Origin of the sequence: Aeromonas bestiarum (assembly GCF_028751155.1) — a bacterium.
GTDB classification, from domain to species: Bacteria; Pseudomonadota; Gammaproteobacteria; order Enterobacterales; family Aeromonadaceae; genus Aeromonas; species Aeromonas bestiarum.
In genome coordinates this window covers 219,084-236,628 of sequence record NZ_CP064746.1, presented here as the reverse complement: position 1 = coordinate 236,628, position 17,545 = coordinate 219,084, and the positions used below count along the sequence as shown (strand labels likewise).

The 17,545-nt window shown below is 62.3% G+C and carries 13 protein-coding genes; 6 read left to right on the top strand and 7 right to left on the bottom strand.

All coding sequences use genetic code 11. The features are described from left to right. Positions 1 to 93 precede the first annotated feature (93 nt). Genes IU367_RS01080 through IU367_RS01070 form a run of 3 tightly spaced genes read right to left on the bottom strand, consistent with a single transcriptional unit; the run spans position 94 to position 3,047 of the window. The gene (locus IU367_RS01080; protein ID WP_274453214.1) at positions 94 to 735 is read right to left on the bottom strand and encodes a bifunctional 4-hydroxy-2-oxoglutarate aldolase/2-dehydro-3-deoxy-phosphogluconate aldolase; all 642 of its coding nucleotides are present in this window, start codon (positions 733 to 735) and stop codon (positions 94 to 96) included. Positions 736 to 744: 9 nt separating this feature from the next. Continuing rightward, entirely contained in the window at positions 745 to 2,541 is a 1,797-nt protein-coding gene (gene edd / locus IU367_RS01075; RefSeq protein WP_274453213.1) for a phosphogluconate dehydratase, read from the bottom strand. Further along, positions 2,538 to 3,047 (bottom strand): gluconokinase, encoded by a 510-nt coding sequence (locus IU367_RS01070; RefSeq protein ID WP_241280504.1) that lies wholly within the window; start codon positions 3,045 to 3,047, stop codon positions 2,538 to 2,540. The genes edd and IU367_RS01070 overlap by 4 nt, the downstream gene beginning before the upstream one ends. A 245-nt stretch (positions 3,048 to 3,292) precedes the next feature. Between IU367_RS01070 and gntU the strand changes: the two genes are divergently transcribed. The 4 genes from gntU (at position 3,293) to IU367_RS01050 (ending at position 10,611) form a co-directional block, all read left to right on the top strand. Continuing rightward, positions 3,293 to 4,633, top strand: a complete 1,341-nt coding sequence (gene gntU, locus IU367_RS01065; RefSeq protein WP_042866935.1) for a gluconate transporter — start codon at positions 3,293 to 3,295, stop codon at positions 4,631 to 4,633. 146 nt (positions 4,634 to 4,779) lie between these two features. Further along, on the top strand, positions 4,780 to 6,129 hold the full coding sequence (gene pssA, locus IU367_RS01060; protein ID WP_274453212.1) for a CDP-diacylglycerol--serine O-phosphatidyltransferase: 1,350 nt from the start codon (positions 4,780 to 4,782) through the stop codon (positions 6,127 to 6,129). Between the two features lie 201 nt (positions 6,130 to 6,330). Next, on the top strand, positions 6,331 to 8,400 hold the full coding sequence (gene recG, locus IU367_RS01055) for an ATP-dependent DNA helicase RecG (protein ID WP_274453211.1): 2,070 nt from the start codon (positions 6,331 to 6,333) through the stop codon (positions 8,398 to 8,400). A 141-nt stretch (positions 8,401 to 8,541) separates the two neighbouring features. Then, positions 8,542 to 10,611, top strand: coding sequence for an AsmA family protein (locus IU367_RS01050; RefSeq protein ID WP_274453210.1), 2,070 nt, complete (start codon positions 8,542 to 8,544; stop codon positions 10,609 to 10,611). 54 nt (positions 10,612 to 10,665) lie between these two features. Here the strand turns inward: IU367_RS01050 and IU367_RS01045 are convergent, their stop codons facing one another. After that, complete coding sequence (locus IU367_RS01045; RefSeq protein ID WP_241280500.1) at positions 10,666 to 11,580, bottom strand: bifunctional GNAT family N-acetyltransferase/hotdog fold thioesterase; 915 nt, start codon at positions 11,578 to 11,580, stop codon at positions 10,666 to 10,668. Positions 11,581 to 11,631: 51 nt separating this feature from the next. On the opposite strand from IU367_RS01045, the gene IU367_RS01040 reads away from it, so the two are divergent. Further along, the gene (locus IU367_RS01040) at positions 11,632 to 12,300 is read left to right on the top strand and encodes a spermidine synthase (protein WP_241280518.1); all 669 of its coding nucleotides are present in this window, start codon (positions 11,632 to 11,634) and stop codon (positions 12,298 to 12,300) included. A gap of 46 nt (positions 12,301 to 12,346) precedes the next feature. Here IU367_RS01040 and dtd read toward each other — a convergent pair whose 3' ends face one another. From dtd to typA, 3 genes are all read right to left on the bottom strand, one after another. Beyond that, complete coding sequence (gene dtd, locus IU367_RS01035; RefSeq protein WP_274453209.1) at positions 12,347 to 12,784, bottom strand: D-aminoacyl-tRNA deacylase; 438 nt, start codon at positions 12,782 to 12,784, stop codon at positions 12,347 to 12,349. Positions 12,785 to 12,864: 80 nt separating this feature from the next. After that, a complete protein-coding gene (locus IU367_RS01030; RefSeq protein ID WP_043136447.1) occupies positions 12,865 to 13,737 on the bottom strand; it encodes a virulence factor BrkB family protein in 873 nt (290 codons plus the stop codon). A gap of 173 nt (positions 13,738 to 13,910) precedes the next feature. Next, a complete protein-coding gene (gene typA / locus IU367_RS01025) occupies positions 13,911 to 15,722 on the bottom strand; it encodes a translational GTPase TypA (protein ID WP_043136450.1) in 1,812 nt (603 codons plus the stop codon). A 351-nt stretch (positions 15,723 to 16,073) separates the two neighbouring features. Here typA and glnA point away from each other — a divergent pair, with 351 nt between their 5' ends. Continuing rightward, complete coding sequence (glnA, locus tag IU367_RS01020; protein WP_042866924.1) at positions 16,074 to 17,483, top strand: glutamate--ammonia ligase; 1,410 nt, start codon at positions 16,074 to 16,076, stop codon at positions 17,481 to 17,483. Positions 17,484 to 17,545 lie beyond the last annotated feature (62 nt).

The window sequence follows — 17,545 nt, the reverse complement described above, 5'->3', positions numbered from 1 at the left end:
CCCTTATTCAAAGGCAAAAAAAAGAGCAGGCCACCCCGGGGTGGCCTGCTCTTTTTCTATCAACCCAACACTCTTTCCATAAACGATGCGGGTTTAGCGTTTAACCAGCTCGACCGCTTCGCGAGAGAGGCGAGTCACCTCCTCCCAGTTGCCGCTCTTGACCGCATCGGCCGGCAGCATCCAGGAGCCGCCAACGGTGGCGACGCATTTCAGCGCCAGATAGTCGGCCACGTTTTTCGGGCCTATGCCGCCGGTGGGGCAGAACTTGATCTGGGGAAGCGGTGCTGCGATGGCAGCCAGCGCCTTGGTGCCGCCATTCGCTTCGGCCGGGAAGAACTTCAGATGGTCGTAGCCTGCTTCCAGCGCCTGCATCACTTCGGAGGCGGTGGCAACACCCGGAATCAAAGGCGCCGTGCTGTTGGCGGCATGGGCCAGCAGCGCCGGTGTCATCCCCGGGGAGATGACGAAGCGGGCACCGGCGGCCACGGCGGCATCAAACTGCGCGCAGTTGAGCACGGTACCGGCGCCGACCATGACATCCGGCATCGCCTTGGCGATGAGGGCGATGGCATCGAGCGCCACCGGGGTGCGCAGGGTGATCTCGAATACCGAGATGCCGCCGTCCAGCAGCGCCTTGGCCATCGGCAGGGCCTGTTCCAGATCGTTGATGACCATCACGGGTACCAGCGGAGAGGCGGCAAACACCTCGGCAGGGGTCACTTTCCAGTTTTGCATAACGCTTCCTTAATCAAAGATGGTGGCGCCGCACTCGGCGCTCGATACCGCGCGACGCATCACGCTGAACAGTTCACGGCCCCAGCCCTCTTGTTCCAGAGTGAGGTCGATGTCGGCCTGGGGTCGGCCGGTCAAGTCGGTCAGGCAATCCAGGCAGCCGGTCTCGGCATCCACCCGCAGCAGGTCGCCGTCGCGCAGCAGGCCGATGGCACCGCCGTGCAGCGCCTCCGGGGTGACGTGAATGGCGGCCGGGATCTTGCCGGAGGCACCGGAGAGGCGGCCATCTGTGACCAGCGCCACCTTGTGACCCGCCTTCTGCAGATTGCCGAGCACAGGCATCAGCTTGTGCAGCTCCGGCATGCCGTTGGCGGCCGGGCCGTTGTGGCGCACCACGATAACGGCATCCTGATTGAGACTGCCAGCCTTGTAGGCCGCCTCCACCGCGTGCTGGGAGGAGAAGACCCGGGCCGGCGCCTCGATGACTCTATATTCGGGGGCCACGGCGGAGACCTTGACCACGGCACGGCCCAGATTGCCCGCCAGCAGCTTGGTGCCGCCGGTCGCCTGGAATACGGAACCGGTCGGCGACAATACGCTCGGATCCGTGCTTTCACCCACCGGCTGCCACACCAGCTCGCCATCCACCAGAGCCGGACGGCTGAGGTAATCCTGCATCTCGCCAAACACAGGGGTGGCATCCAGGTGGATCAGCCCCTCTTGCGCCAGACGACGCATCAGGCCGGGCACACCGCCCGCCTGTTCGAAGGCGTTCACATCGGCCGGGCCGTTCGGGTACATGCGCACCAGCAGCGGCACCACATCCGAGAGGTCGCTGATGTCGTCCCAGGTCAGGTGCAGGCCGGCGGCGCGGGCCAGCGCCACCATGTGGATGCTGTGGTTGGTGCTGCCGCCGGAGGCAAGCAGGGCCACCAGCCCGTTGACCAGCGAACGCTCGTCCAGCACCTCGCTCAGGGGGCGGTAGGCCGGGGAGCCCGGGATCATGGCGCTGATGCGACGGGCAGCCTCTTCGGTGAGGGCGCGGCGCAGTTCGCTGTGCGGGTGCACGAAGGCGGAGCCTGGCAGCATCAGGCCCATGGCCTCGAACACCAGCTGGTTGGTGTTGGCGGTGCCGTAGAAGGTGCAGGTGCCCGGTGCATGATAGGCGCCACACTCCATCTCCAGCAGAGCATCGCGGCCCAGTTCACCGGCGGCGTACTGCTGGCGTACCTTCACCTTGTCATCGTTGCTGATGCCGCTGGCCATGGGGCCGGCCGGCACGAAGGCGGTGGGCAGGTGCGCGTGGGAGAGCGCCCCCATGATCTGGCCCGGGGCTATCTTGTCGCAGATGCCGAGCAGCAGGGTGGCGTCGAAGGTGTTGTGGGAGAGTGACAGTGCGGTCGCCTGGGCGATGAGATCGCGGGAAAACAGGGACATGTCCATCCCGGGCTGGCCCTGGGTCACGCCGTCGCACATGGCCGGTACGCCACCCGCCACCTGGGCGCTGTGACCGAGCTCGGCCAGCGCGGCTTTGATGATGTCCGGATAGCCCTGATAGGGCTGATGGGCGCTCAGCATGTCGTTGTAGGCGGTGACTATGCCGACGTTGGCACGGGTCATGTCGAGGATGCGCCCCTTCTCGTCACTGCTGCAGGCGGCCACGGCGTGCGCCAGGTTGCCGCAGGCCAGGGCGGCACGGGTCTTGCCCTGCTCTGCCTGGCGCTGAATGCGGGCCAGAAAAGCCTGGCGACGGGCGGCACTGCGCTCGCGAATGCGGGCGGTGACGCTGGAAATAACCTGATGGATCATTGGGCTTGCTCCAATGCTGTGACGGCGCGATCAACCACCTGCTCGAAGGTGCCGTCTATATCGATGTGAAATACACCTGCCTCGCCATCCGGGCGCTCCAGGGTATCGAACTGACTTTGTACCATGGTTTCCCGCATGAAATGGCCCTTGCGTGCCCGCATACGTTCGAGGATAAGCGGCTGATCACCATCCAGAAACAGGAAATGCACCGAGTCATTGCCCTCGCGGATCTGGTCGCGGTACTGCTTCTTGAGGGCCGAGCAGACGATGACGCCCACCTCGTTCTTCTGTTCCAGGCTGTACGCCGCATCACGGATCCGCTCCAGCCAGGGGGCGCGATCCTCGTCGTTGAGCGGGTTGCCACCGGCCATCTTCTGGATATTGGCTCTGGGGTGCAGGTCATCACCATCGATGAACTTGGCACCCAGCGCCTGGGCCACCTTGAGGCCGACGCTGGACTTGCCGCTACCACACACACCCATCACGATAATGCTCTTGCCCGCCATTGTTTGACCTCTATCCCATTTTTCAAAAATCGTGCTGCCGATGGGTTCTAACTTAGCACGTTACCGGTAACATGTTACCGGTAACAACAAGAAATGTGAAGTCTGCCACAGACTGAGCGAACTCACAGCCACCTGGGCAAGCGAGCTTGCGCCCTGGCCATAAATCTAAATAAATCATAAAGATATGGCCTGCCGACGGATCGGCAGGGTGTCGATACTGAATCTGGAACAAGGAACGCACAACAATGTCTGACCTCTCCCTGATCATGACGGCCGCCGGCTCCATAGTGCTGCTGCTCTTTCTGGTGATGAAGGCCCGCCTGCACGCGGTCGTCTCCCTCATCCTGGTCTCCATGGTGGCCGGCCTCGCCGCCGGCATGAACCCGGCCGAAATCGCCAACACCATCCAGAAAGGGATGGGCGGCACCCTGGGCTTCGTCGCCGTGGTGGTGGCGCTGGGCGCCATGTTCGGCAAGGTGATGGAGGTCACCGGTGCCCTCGACCGGGTGGCCCATACCCTGCTCGGTACCTTCGGCGTCAAGCGCGCCAACTGGGCCATGTCACTGACCGGCTTCATCTGCGCTCTGCCGCTCTTCTTCGACGTGGCCGTGGTGCTGCTGATCGGGGTGGCCTTTGCCATCGTCCGTCGCGGCGGCGGCAGCGTGGTGAAGATAGGCATAGCGCTGCTGGCGGGCATCGCCACCTGCCAGGCGTTCCTTATTCCGGCGCCGGGCCCCATTCTGGTAGCATCCCAGCTGGGGGCCGATTTTGGCTACATGATACTGTTCGGCCTGATCGCCGCCGTGCCGGCCCTGATCCTGGCAGGCCCGCTGTTCGGGGAGCTGATCAGCAAGGTGGTGGATGTGCCGCTGCCCGCCGATGCCCAGAGCAGCGCCCACGACGACTGCAAGACCCTGCCCTCATTCGGACTGGCCATGGGCCTGATCGGTCTGCCGCTGCTGCTGATAGGTCTCAAGACCATAGTCGGCCGCTTCGTCGAGGCGGGTTCCACCCTGCACAACTGGCTGGAGTTCATCGGTCACCCCTTCACCGCCATCATGGTCGCCTGTCTGGCCGCCTTTTATCTGCTGGGGATCCGCCGTGGCATGTCCCGTGATGAGGTGATGAGCGTCTGCAACAGTGCCATCCAGCCAGCCGGTGTCATCATACTGGTGACCGGTGCCGGTGGCGTGTTCAAGCAGATCCTGGTGGATTCCGGGGTGGGTGCCGCCCTCGGCAACATGCTGGCGGATTCCGGCCTGCCCATAGTCGCACTGGCTTTCATACTGGCGGCCGCGGTGCGGGTCATTCAGGGTTCCGCCACCGTCGCCATGCTGACCGCCTGTGGCCTGCTGCTGCCCATGCTGGAACCGCTCGGGCTGAACGGTGCCCAGCTGGCCGCCGTGACCATCGCCATCGGTGGCGGGGCCATAGTGCTCTCCCACGTCAACGACTCCGGCTTCTGGCTGGCCAACCGCTATCTCGGCCTCTCCGAGAAGCAGACCCTGCAGACCTGGACTGTGATGGAGACCATCATAGGCACCACCGGCGGCGTCATGGCGATGATCATCTACAGCTTCCTTTGAACATAACTGCTGTCGAAAAGGCCTCCAATGTGAGGCCTTTTTCATCTTTATGACGATTCTTTCTTTGGCTAACAGGTCGAGGTTGCTAGAATCGCCTATCCATCGCTCCGAGTGGAACGCTTAACGCAGTGATTTCAGGTTTCTCTATGCATTCATCGGCACACTATCGACAGCTGTTGGCTCGTCTGCCCCAGATCGCCGTCGCCGCAGATCAGTTTCAGGTGCTCAACAGCGCCCGGGACTTCAAGAGCCGGATCCTTTCGCTCATCGCCAGCGCGACTCACCGCATCTATCTGGTGGCCCTCTACCTGCAGGATGACGAAGCGGGACGGGAGATACTGTCCGCCCTCTACGCCGCCAAGCAGCGCAACCCGGCCCTGGACATCAAGCTCTTCGTCGACTTCCACCGTGCCCAGCGCGGTCTGATCGGCAAGGGCAAGCAGGGGGGCAACCACCTGATGTATCAGGAAATGGCCGCCCGCCACGAACACCAGATCGCTATCTACGGCGTGCCGGTGAAGGGGCGCGAACTGCTCGGCGTGCTGCACCTCAAGGGCTTCATCTTCGATGACACCCTGCTCTACTCGGGTGCCAGCCTCAACGACATCTATCTGCATCAGCAGGATCGCTACCGTTTCGACCGTTATCACCAGATCACCAGCCCCGAGCTGACCCGCTGCATGGTCCACTATGTGGACGATCTCTTCCTCAAGAGCGAAGCGGTGCAGCGGCTGGATCGCACCGACATCCCCACTGCCAAGCAGTTGAAGGGGCCGATCCGCCGCTTCAAACACAGCCTGCGCCTGGGCCAGTACCGCTTCGAGAGCATGCCGGTCAACAGCCAGGAGATCGCCATCACTCCGATGACGGGGCTGGGCAAGCGGGGCAATCAGCTCAACAAGATGATCCGTACCCTGGTGCGTGCCACCGAGCGGGAAATCTTCATCTGCACCCCCTATTTCAACCCGCCCAAGGAGTTGAACAAGGACATCGAGGCCCTGCTCAAGCGCGGCTGCAAGGTGACCATAGTGGTGGGTGACAAGACGGCCAACGACTTCTTCATCCCGCCGGAGGAGAAATTCACCACCATAGGCGGCCTGCCCTATCTGTACGAGACCAATCTGCGCAAGTTTGCCGAGCGCAACCAGCATCACATCGATGCCGGCCGTCTCAACCTGATGCTGTGGTGCTGCGAGCGCAACTCCTACCACCTCAAGGGGATCTTCGTGGATGACGAGTGGGCGCTGCTCACCGGCAACAACCTGAACCCCCGCGCCTGGGCGCTGGATCTGGAGAACGGTCTGCTGGTGTACGATCGTCGCCATCACCTGCGTGCCCAGTTCAACGGGGAGCGGGAGAACATACTCGCCAACACCAAGCGGATCAGCCACTTCGATCAGATTGAGCAGATCAAGGACTACCCGGAACAGGTGCGCAAGCTGCTGGCCCGGATCCACAGGGTCAGGGCTCATATCCTGCTCAAACGCATCATCTGACGCCGGGGCGCATCGCCCCCACTTCCGCCCGCAGGCAGCTGCAACAAAGGCCTCCCGTTTTTCGGCAGGCCTTTGTCACATGCGGCTATCGCCTTTTTCCAGCCGCCCGGGCGGCCCGGCTCACAGCAACGCGGCTTGCATCGAGCCATCAACAACCCCTATCATCTGGACATATTTACAGTGTTTTCGGGCATCTAATTGATGAAATTGGATAAAATCTCCCTCGACAGCCTCAAGGGCGTCGGCAGCAAGATGCAGGAGAAACTCGAGCGGTTGGGGCTGGCCACGGTACAGGATCTGCTGTTCCACCTCCCCCTGCGCTACGAGGACCGTACCCAGGTGTGGCCCATCGGCGATCTGCCACCCGGGCTGCACGGCGCCGTCGAGGGCGAAATCCAGGACACTCAGCTGGTGATGGGCCGCCGCCGCATGCTGGTCTGTCGCATCAGCGACGGCACGGGCACCCTGACCCTGCGCTTCTTCAACTTCACCGCAGCCCAGAAGAACAGCCTGAGCCAGGGCCGCCTGATCCGCTGCTTCGGCGAAGTGCGCCCCGGCAAATACGGGCTGGAAATGGCCCACCCCGAGTACAAGCTGCTCGGCGAAGAACAAGCTGGCCAGACCGAAGAAGCGCTCACCCCCGTCTACCCCACCACGGAAGGGCTGCGCCAGCTCACCCTGCGCAACCTCACCGATCAGGCGCTGGCCCAGCTCGACCTGTACGGGGTGGAGGAGCTGCTGCCCGCCGGCCTCTATCCCCAGCAAATCGAACTGGCCGCCGCCCTGCGCCTGCTCCATCGTCCGCCCCCCTCGGTGGCGCTGGCGCTGCTCGAAAGCGGCCAGCACCCGGCCCAGCAGCGACTGGTGCTGGAAGAGCTGCTGGCCCACAACCTCTCGGTGCTGAAAGTCCGTGCCCAAGCGCAAACCCAGCTAGCCCGTGTCCTCAAGCCGGCGCCAGCGCTGGTCGAACAACTGCTCGGCGCCCTGCCATTCACTCCCACCGGTGCCCAGAACCGGGTGGTCGCGGAGATCGGCCAGGATCTGCAACGCAGCTACCCCATGATGCGGCTGGTGCAGGGGGACGTGGGCTCCGGCAAGACGCTGGTCGCGGCGCTGGCGGCGCTGCAAGCCATCGGCAACGGCTGCCAGGTGGGGCTGATGGCCCCGACCGAGCTGCTGGCCGAGCAACACGCTATCAACTTCGGCCACTGGCTGGCACCGCTCGGCATCGGAGTCGGCTGGCTGGCGGGCAAGCAGAAGGGCAAGGCGCGGGAGGCTCAGCTCGCCGCCATCGCCGACGGCAGCGTCAAGATGGTGGTGGGCACCCACGCCATCTTCCAGGAGCAGGTGGTGTTCCAGCGCCTGGCCCTGGTGATCATCGACGAACAGCACAGATTCGGGGTGCACCAGCGCCTCGCCCTGCGCGAAAAAGGGGAGCGGGAGGGAGTCCATCCCCATCAGCTCATCATGACGGCCACCCCCATTCCCCGCACCCTGGCGATGACCGCCTATGCCGATCTCGACACCTCCATCATCGACGAGCTGCCGCCGGGCCGAACCCCCATCACCACGGTGGCGCTGCCGGACAGCCGCCGCCAGGATGTGATCGAGCGGGTCAAGCTGGCCTGTGAAGAGGGCAAGCAGGCCTACTGGGTCTGCACCCTGATCGAGGAGTCCGAGGTGCTGGAGTGCCAGGCCGCCGAGGATACCGCCGCCGAGCTGCAAAACCAGCTACCCGGCCTGCATATCGGGCTGGTACACGGCCGGATGCGCCCCATCGAGAAGCAGCGGGTGATGGAGGAGTTCAAGGCGGGCATATTGCAGCTGCTGGTTGCCACCACAGTCATCGAGGTGGGGGTGGACGTGCCCAACGCCAGCCTGATGATCATCGAAAACCCGGAGCGGCTCGGGCTGGCCCAGCTGCACCAGTTGCGCGGCCGGGTCGGTCGCGGCTCTGTGGCCTCCCACTGCGTGCTGCTTTATCATGCTCCCCTGTCGAAGACGGCCCAGAGCCGGCTCGGAGTGTTGCGGGAGACCAACGACGGTTTCCTGATCGCCCAGCGCGATCTCGAGCTGCGCGGCCCGGGGGAACTGCTCGGTACCCGTCAGACCGGGCTGGCCGATCTCAAGATCGCCGACCTGGTGCGCGACCAGTCGCTCATCCCGCAGGTGCAGAAGATGGCGCGCTTCCTCATGGACCGTCATCCAAACCATGTCGATCCCTTGATACGGCGCTGGCTCGGTTTACGGGACCACTATTCCAATGCCTGACCAAGGCAAATGCAGAAGATGGGCACATTGCCTGATGGACAGACACGGCTCCCGCGTGGACCCCTTGATCCGCCGTTGGCTGGGTCTGCGAGATCACTACTCCAACGCCTGCAACCATCCCGAAACAGGAGGAAAGCACCCATGAATTCCTGGCTACGCGGCCTGCTCTATACATTCGCCTTCCTGCTGCTGTTTATCTGGGTCGGCCTCGGCCTGTTCGATGCGGAGCGGGCCAAGGGCCCCATCGCCAGCTGGATCAGCCAGCAGACAGGGGTGCCCGTCACCATAGGGCGGCTGGTGTTCAACCCGCTCCACCCCTACACCCTGCTGGCCGAGCAGGTGAGTTACGGCGACGCAGTGACCCTCGACAAGCTCTATCTGGAGATAGAGAGCATCGACTGGCTGAACCGGGATGTGCGCATCGCCCACCTCGATCTCATTCGCCCCGTCATCAGGCTGCCGCTGCCCAACCAGCTGCCGAACCTGCCGGTGCACTCCCTCACCATCAGCGACAGCACCATAGATCGGCTCAGCCTGCAGAGTGACGAGCTGACCCTGAGCGGCCTCAACGCCACCCTCAACGACTGGCAGCTGCTCAATCCGGTGCGGCCACCCCAGGCCAACCTGAGCCTCAACATCAATCAGCTGACAACCCCTGCCTTGGCCCTCTCCCGCCTCAACCTCAAGGGTCGACTGGAAGGCCAGGTGCTGAGTACCGACAAGCTGACCACCAACCTGTTCGACGGCCTGCTGGAAACCGGCATGGAGCTGGATTGGCCGGCCCGCAGCCTGCGGCTGAGCAACCTCAAGACCCAGGGTATGCGCATCGAGTGGAGCACCCTTGCCAAGGCCGAATCTCCCCTGCGTCAGGTCAGCCTGGATCTCGGCCAGATCCGGGATCTCAGCTTCAACGACATCGAGCAGGAGCTGGCCCTCAACAACCTCAACGGCCAGCTCACCGCCTTCAACTGGCAGGCCGGCAGCACGCCGACCGGCTACTTCTCGGGGACCCTCGGCGATCTCGGCCGCGGCCTGTTCCAGCTGGAGGCCATCCAGGGCAAGGTCGCCTTCTCGCCCCAGCAGATCGACGCCGAGGTGCAGGGCAAGGCCTACGAAGGCGAATTCAATCTGGAGCTGGCGCTGGATACCCAGCAGCAGAAGCTGACCCTGAAAGACATGGCCCTGAGCGGCATGGACATCAGCCTGCCACAGGGGTGGTGGCAGGATTGGCAGAGCTGGCGGCCACAGCAGATCGACATCCGCAAGCTGGCATTCGACAAGCTCAAGGTGCTCTCGTTCGACGATGCCCTGCCGCTGTCGCTGACCGGCTGGCAGCTCTATCTGACCGATCTCGGCCTGCGGGGCCAGCAGCCCGCCCCCCTGCTCGGCCGGGCCAGGATAGAGAGCCAGTGGTTCGAGCTGGTGTGGGACGGCCTCAGCGCCCGCAACGGCGCGCTGGACGGTGAACTGACCCCCAGCGCCTGGCTGCTCAACAAGCTGACCAGCTCGCTGCCGGACCAGGGCAGCCTCAGCCTGAGCGGTCAGTGGGGACGCGAGCCGGGCCAGACCAGCCGGTTGCAGATCAAGGGCGAGAAACTGGATCTGGTGCAGTGGGGCAAGATCCTCCACTCCCCCGTCTCCTTCGCCGGCAAGATGGATCTGAGCGCCGATCTGCAGGCGCTGCACGGTGGCACTCCGGGCGCCTGGCGCAGCTCCCTGCAGGGGAGCTTTGCCCTTGATGCCACCGAGCCCTTCTGGGACAAGGTGCAGATAGATCCCCTGCTGGATGAGTGGTTCAAGGGCGCCACCCCGCCCACCCTCAGCCCGGATCAGCTGTGGCAAGCCATGCAGGCGGGGGACACCCCCTTCTACCGCATCAAGCTGCAGGGCAAGGTGGAGCAGGGCCAGTTGCAGATAGAGCAGGCCGGCGCCTCCACCATCACTCACCTGCTCGCCCTGCAGGGGGGCATGGATCTGGTCAACGAACAGTGGCAGCTGGATCTCGGCGCCCTGAATGGCCAGCGCTGCGCCGAGCTGCTGAGCCACTGGCGCGGCCCGCTCGACGCCCCCGTGCTGAGCTGGGAGTTCCCGGCCAAGCAGGCCTCCTGTGGCTGGGAGGTGGGGGTGAGCTATCCGGCCCAGGGGCGCAACAGCCCGCTCTGGCGACCGGCACAGCCCGCCAAAGCGCCCACGCCGACCAGCGAGCAGTAAAACGAACAAGGCCTCATCATGAGGCCTTGTTGCAATCTTGCGAGGTGAAAAGCGTCAGGCCTGCTGACCGGGCCGCTTGATGGGCTGCACCACGTAGTGACCGAGGAACTCGGCCGCCAGCTTGTCACCACTGAACAGCTTGATCTTGAGGCTGAACTTGGCCGACTCTCCCGCCTTGAGCGGCGCCAGCACGGCGGGCATTCCCTCGCGGGCCACCCGCGCCTCCGGCTCCTCGTTGACCGGGCGGTAATACTTGATGTTGCCCTCCGCCAGCACTGTATCCCCCACCAGACCCGCTTCTTTGAGCTGCAACCAGATCAGGCCCCAGCCCGCCAGCACGCACTGGCTGTAGATGCTGCCGGCAAACATGGTGTCGTGCACGTTGAGGTTGGCCGCCAGATTGGCCTTGAGATGGAAGGTCTGGCCGTCGTAGTGGGTGATGTGTACCCCCATCTTCTCGCTGATGGGGATGCCCCGCGACCAGCGGGTGGTCAGATCCTGGCACCACTCGGGGCGATACTGGATAGTCTGCAAGGGGCTGAGAGACTTGATCATCTGGCGGTGCGGAATGCGACCGAAGGAGACGGGGCCTTCCCCCACCTCGAGGAAACCGCACTTGCGATAGAACTCCACCGCCTCCTGGCGGGCATTCATCACCAGCCGCTTCACCTTCTCGCTGCGGGCCAACTGCTCGAGATCTTCCACCATGCGGACACCCAGCCCCTGCCCGCGAAACTCGGGGCGCAACGCCATAAAGCGGATCTGGGCCTCGTCGCCACCGACAAACAACCGGCCGACGGCGATGGGCGTGCCGTCAGGGGCCAGCATCAGGCGGTGGATGGCGACGGTATCGTATTCATCCCGCTCGGAACCGACGGGCAGATTGAAGGGTTTACGCAGCAGTTCCCAACGCAGCTGGTAGTAAGAATCCAGCTCGGCTGCCGTCTGGGGAGTGACCACCCGGTACATAGTTCCATCCTTGAGTTACACTGGTCGAAAACCATCTTGCCGTGCAAATTCATGGACTTCAATCTGCAAGCGTACCAAGCCGACCACTTATTGCACCTGAGCGCCAAGCCGGAACGGCGCCTCTCCATACTGGAAAATGCCCATCACCGCTGGCTGGAGATAGACGGCGTGGTGCAGTCGGCCATGTCCCTCGCCCAGCCGGCCAGTCTCTGCCTGCCCCATCAGCAGTGCATCGCCAGCCTGTTGCCGGTGACGGCTACCCGGGTGCTGGAGCTGGGGCTCGGCGGCGGCGATCTCACCCGTCACCTGGGGGCACGCTGGCCCGAGGCACGGCACGACTGCGTGGATCTGGACGAAGAGGTGCTGACCCTGTTTCAAGTGTTCTTCCGCCACCCGGCGGAGCCCGCTGATCGGGCGCTGCACCTGCACCACGCCGATGCCCTCGCCTTCCTGCTGGCCCGCGACGACACCTATGACTTCGCGCTGCTCGACCTGTTCAGCCAGGATGGCAACCCCCTGCTGATGTTCCAGCATCACCTCTATCAGACCCTGGCCGCCCGGCTGCGCGGTCCCCTCATCATCAACCTGCTGCCGCGCACCCACAGGGAGCTGGAGCAGGCACTCATGCTGGCCGAGGAGTGGATTGGCCCCACCCAGGCGCACCCCGTGCCCGGCTACATCAACGTGATCCTGCACGCAATCCCGCGCCACCTCGCCTAGCCGCGATGCTCCCGGTTATTGCCACCGGCTCTGCCGATACATCCTCTCAGACCTGCAGCCAGAAGGTCACAGGACCGTCGTTGAGCAGCGCCACCTTCATGTCGGCGGCAAAGCGGCCCGTCTCGGTCGGTATGCCGCTGGCAGTTGCCTGCACCACGAAGTAGTCATATAGCCGCTCGGCCTCAACCGGGTGGGCGCCGCCGGAGAAGCCGGGTCTCATGCCTTTTTTGGTATCCGCCGCCAGAGTGAACTGGGAAACGACCAGCAGACTGCCGCCAGCCTGACTCACGTTCAGATTCATCTTGCCCTCGTCATCGGAGAAGATGCGGTAGCCGCTCACCTTGTGCAGCAGCTTGTCGGCCTTGGCCTCGTCATCCCCCTGCTCCACCCCGAGCAGCACCAACAGTCCCTGACCTATAGCCCCGGTCACTTCTCCCTCTACCGTTACGCTGGCCTCGGAAACCCGCTGGATCAATGCAATCACACCCCTCTCCTCTTGAAACAAAATGACCGCCCCCATCTGCTGACGGGGGCGGTCATCGATGCTAACAGCAAGAGGCCGGATCAGGCCAACTCATCAGCACCCGGTCGCTCATATTCGCCGAGGCAGGCGGTGGTTTCCGCGCCAAGCAAGACCACCAACCAGCTGAGATAGACCCAGACAAACAGGATCGGAATGGTCGCCAGGGCGCCATAGATGGCCTGATAGGAGGGGAAGTTGGTGATGTAGATGGCAAATCCACGCTTGGCCAGCTCGAACAGGGTAGCGGCCACCAGGGCGCCGATGAAGGCGTGTATCAGCCGCACCTTGCAGTTGGGCACCACGGTATAGACCAGCAGGAAGGTGAGCACGGAGAAGAGGAACGGCAAGCCGCGCAGCAGCAGGTAGCCGATGCCGAACAGGCTCTCGGCCCCAAACAGCCGCAGCGAGAAAATGTAGGAGGAGATGGCGATGCTGGCGCCGATAAGCACAGGGCCCAGGGTCAGTATCATCCAGTACATGGCAAACGCCTGCGCCAGCGGTCGGCCCTGGGTAGAGCGCCAGATGTAGTTGAGGTTCTTGTCGATGGCCGAGATCAGCATCAGCGCCACCACTATCAGGGCGCCTATGCCGACGGCAGTGGTATTGGTGGCATTGGCCACGAAGCCGTCTATGTACTCCTTGAGCATCTCACCCGCGGTGGGCACGAAGTTGTGATAGACGAACTGCTCCATCGCCTGTTTCAGGGTCTGGAATACGGGAAAGGCGGACATCATGCCGAACACCACGGCAATCATGGGCACCAGGGAGAGCAGGGTGACATAGGCCAGATAACCGGCGGTCACCGTCAGCCTGTCCTGCTGGAAACGACCCCAGACAAACTGGGCGAAGTGGCCACCATCGTGGCGTAAAAAGGAGAGGGCATGGCCGAGACGGCCACCGAATTTCTGCTGCATCGTGATTCCCAATGTCTTCATCATGCCGGCATTGTGTCAGATTGCATGGCCATTTGGCCACCCATGGGCCGGATCGATGCGACCTGTTCGGGCATGCTGGCCAACGATACCCCGCCGAGCGACCATAAAAAAAGAGGCCCGAAGGCCTCTCTCTGTCTGTCGAGGAACAGATATCAAGCACGACCAGCGCGCTTGCGATCCATCTCGGTCAGCAGTTTCTTACGCACACGGATAGCCTTGGGCGTGATCTCTACCAGCTCATCGTTGTCGATGAACTCGAGAGCCTGTTCCAGGGTCATGCGGATCGGCGGAGTCAGCACCTGGGCTTCATCGGTACCGGAGGCACGCATGTTGGTCAGCTGCTTGCCCTTCAGGCAGTTCACTGTCAGGTCGTTGGAACGGGAGTGAATACCGATCACCTGGCCTTCGTACACTTCGGTCGCGTGACCGATGAACAGACGACCACGGTCTTGCAGACCGAACAGGGCGAAGGTCAGAGCCTTGCCGGTAGCGTTGGAGATCAGCACGCCGTTCTGACGCTCGCCGATGCTGCCACCCTTGTGCGGACCGTAATGGTCGAAGGTGTGGTACAGCAGACCGGTACCTGAGGTCATGGTCAGGAACTCGGTCTGGAAGCCGATCAGGCCACGACTCGGGATCATGAAGTCAAGACGGACACGGCCCTTGCCATCCGGGGTCATGTTGGTCATCTCGCCCTTACGCAGGCCGAGTTGCTCCATCACGGAACCCTGGTGGATCTCTTCCACGTCGACAGTCACGGTTTCGAACGGTTCGTGCAGAACGCCGTCCACTGTGCGCAGGATAACTTCCGGACGGGATACCGCCAGCTCGTAGCCTTCGCGACGCATGTTTTCGATCAGGATGGAGAGGTGCAATTCACCACGACCGGATACGCGGAACTTGTCCGGATCTTCGGTCTCTTCCACACGCAGGGCCACGTTGTGGACCAGCTCCTGGTTCAGACGCTCCAGGATGTTGCGGGAGGTCACGAACTTGCCTTCTTTGCCGGCGAACGGTGAGGTGTTGACCTGGAAGGTCATGTTCACGGTCGGCTCGTCAACGGAGAGCGGCGGCAGGGCTTGAACAGCGCCGTTGTCACAGATGGTGTCGGAGATTTTCAGCTCGCCCAGACCAGTGATGGCGATGATGTCGCCCGCTTGCGCGTCAACCACTTCGGTACGGGACAGACCCAGGTAGCCAAGCACCTGACCGACTTTGCCGGTACGGGTCTTGCCATCGGCACCGACGACGGTGACTTGCTGGTTGGTCTTGACGCGACCACGGCTGATGCGGCCGATACCGATAACACCCACGTAGGAGTTGTAGTCCAGCTGGGAGATTTGCATCTGGAAGGCACCGGCGGGGTCACCCTTCGGCTGCTCGACGTTGTCAACGATGGCCTGGAACAGGGGTTCCATGTTGTCGGACTCAACGCCCTGATCCAGGGTAGCCCAACCGTTCAGTGCAGAGGCGTAGACAACTTTGAAGTCCAGTTGCTCATCGGTGGCACCCAGGTTGTCGAACAGGTCGAATACCTGATCCATTACCCAGTCAGGACGAGCACCCGGACGGTCGATCTTGTTGATGACCACGATCGGCTTCAGACCCTGGGCGAAGGCTTTCTGGGTCACGAAACGAGTCTGCGGCATAGGGCCGTCAACAGCATCAACCAGCAGCAGCACGGAGTCGACCATGGACATGACGCGCTCTACTTCACCACCGAAGTCGGCGTGACCCGGGGTATCAACGATGTTGATGCGGTAGTCGTTCCAGCGGATCGCAGTGTTCTTGGCGAGAATGGTAATACCACGTTCCTTTTCCAGATCGTTGGAATCCATCAGACGCTCTTGACCATCAGTGGTACGGTCCAGGGTTCCAGACTGCTGCAGCAGCTTATCAACCAGGGTAGTTTTGCCGTGGTCTACGTGCGCAATAATCGCAATATTGCGTAAATTCTCTAACATTCTCGCCTCAATCACCGGGTAAAATTGGGCGCTAATTGTACTCTCGCCTTTGTGATCTGCCTAGCAGAATTGCAGTGCATTCACGCATAACAGGGGATCGGGATCATGGACCTTCCGTTCAAAGCCTGCTTAGATGGGGGCTGACCGTATACTGCGCACCATTTTAGTGCACCAAAACGATCCACTGTTGCACTACTTTGAGGCGTAACGCGCTGAGATGGCGGGTCTTGGGGCAGGCTTATAGTCGCAAATGCCCTGAAATCAAGCTGTCACAAACTTGGCACGATACTGGCTTATGTGAATGTGATGACGCATTCACCCTAAGAGTTTTAACACCGGAGGTTACTTAGCATGTCAGCCCAGAACGTTTTGGCCCTGATCCAGGAACACGAAGTCAAGTTTGTTGACCTGCGCTTTACCGACACCAAGGGTAAAGAGCAGCACGTATCCATCCCTTCCCACCAGGTCAACGAAGACTTCTTCGAAGACGGCAAGATGTTCGATGGCTCCTCCATCGGCGGCTGGAAGGGCATCAACGAGTCTGACATGGTGCTGATGCCGGATGCGGCCTCCGCCAAGCTGGATCCGTTCACCGAAGAGACCACCCTGAACATCGTCTGCGATGTGCTGGAACCGGCCACCATGCAAGGTTACGACCGCGATCCGCGCTCCATCTCCAAGCGTGCCGAAGATTTCCTGAAAGCCAGCGGCATCGCTGACACCGTGCTGTTCGGGCCGGAGCCGGAATTCTTCATGTTCGACAACATCACCTTCTCGAACACCATGGGCCACAGCTTCGTGAAAATCGAATCTGAAGAAGCCGCCTGGAACTCGGGTACCGAGTATGAGCACGGCAACAAGGGCCACCGTCCGTTCGTGAAAGGCGGTTACTTCCCGGTTGCACCGGTCGACTCCTCCCAGGACATCCGCGCCGCCATGTGTCTGGTGCTGGAAGAGATGGGCCAGGTCGTTGAAGCTCACCACCACGAAGTGGCGACCGCCGGTCAGAACGAGATCGCGACTCGTTTCAACACCCTCACCCTGAAAGCGGATGAAGTGCAGGTGCTGAAGTACGTGATCCACAACGTGGCCCACGCCTACAACAAGACAGTCACCTTCATGCCGAAACCCATGTTCGGTGACAACGGCTCCGGCATGCACTGCCACCAGTCCCTGGCCAAGAACGGCGTCAACCTGTTCGCCGGCGACCTGTACGGCGGTCTGTCCGAGATGGCACTGCACTACATCGGCGGTATCATCAAGCACGCCAAGGCCATCAACGCCTTCGCCAACCCGACCACCAACTCCTACAAGCGTCTGGTGCCGGGTTATGAAGCACCTGTCATGCTGGCCTACTCCGCCCGCAACCGCTCTGCCTCCATCCGTATCCCGGTAGTGCCGAGCCCGAAAGCCCGTCGCATCGAAGTACGCTTCCCGGATCCGGCTGCCAACCCGTACCTGGCGTTCGCAGCCCAGCTGATGGCCGGTCTGGACGGCATCATCAACAAGATCCATCCAGGCGATGCCATGGACAAGAACTTGTATGACCTGCCGCCGGAAGAAGCCGCCGAAGTGCCGACCGTTGCCGGCTCTCTGGACGAAGCCCTGGCCGCACTGGACAGCGATCGCGAGTTCCTGACCCGCGGTGGCGTGTTCAGCGATGACTTCATCAACTCCTACCTGGAACTGAAACAGCAGGATGTTGACCGCGTGCGCATGACCCCGCACCCGCTGGAGTTTGAACTGTACTACTCCGTTTAATCCGGACCACAGCTCAGAACTTGACCAAACCCGCCAACAGGCGGGTTTTTTCTCTGATAGGA

What these genes read in the sequence shown, in the direction of transcription:
- gntU (WP_042866935.1), top strand. Translation starts at nt 3,293, where the DNA reads ATGTCTGACCTCTCCCTGATCATGACGGCCGCCGGCTCCATAGTGCTG.
- IU367_RS01080 (WP_274453214.1), bottom strand. Translation starts at nt 735, where the DNA reads ATGCAAAACTGGAAAGTGACCCCTGCCGAGGTGTTTGCCGCCTCTCCG.
- recG (WP_274453211.1), top strand. Translation starts at nt 6,331, where the DNA reads ATGAAATTGGATAAAATCTCCCTCGACAGCCTCAAGGGCGTCGGCAGC.
- edd (WP_274453213.1), bottom strand. Translation starts at nt 2,541, where the DNA reads ATGATCCATCAGGTTATTTCCAGCGTCACCGCCCGCATTCGCGAGCGC.
- glnA (WP_042866924.1), top strand. Translation starts at nt 16,074, where the DNA reads ATGTCAGCCCAGAACGTTTTGGCCCTGATCCAGGAACACGAAGTCAAG.
- pssA (WP_274453212.1), top strand. Translation starts at nt 4,780, where the DNA reads ATGCATTCATCGGCACACTATCGACAGCTGTTGGCTCGTCTGCCCCAG.
- typA (WP_043136450.1), bottom strand. Translation starts at nt 15,722, where the DNA reads ATGTTAGAGAATTTACGCAATATTGCGATTATTGCGCACGTAGACCAC.
- IU367_RS01070 (WP_241280504.1), bottom strand. Translation starts at nt 3,047, where the DNA reads ATGGCGGGCAAGAGCATTATCGTGATGGGTGTGTGTGGTAGCGGCAAG.
- IU367_RS01050 (WP_274453210.1), top strand. Translation starts at nt 8,542, where the DNA reads ATGAATTCCTGGCTACGCGGCCTGCTCTATACATTCGCCTTCCTGCTG.
- IU367_RS01030 (WP_043136447.1), bottom strand. Translation starts at nt 13,737, where the DNA reads ATGCAGCAGAAATTCGGTGGCCGTCTCGGCCATGCCCTCTCCTTTTTA.
- IU367_RS01045 (WP_241280500.1), bottom strand. Translation starts at nt 11,580, where the DNA reads ATGTACCGGGTGGTCACTCCCCAGACGGCAGCCGAGCTGGATTCTTAC.
- IU367_RS01040 (WP_241280518.1), top strand. Translation starts at nt 11,632, where the DNA reads ATGGACTTCAATCTGCAAGCGTACCAAGCCGACCACTTATTGCACCTG.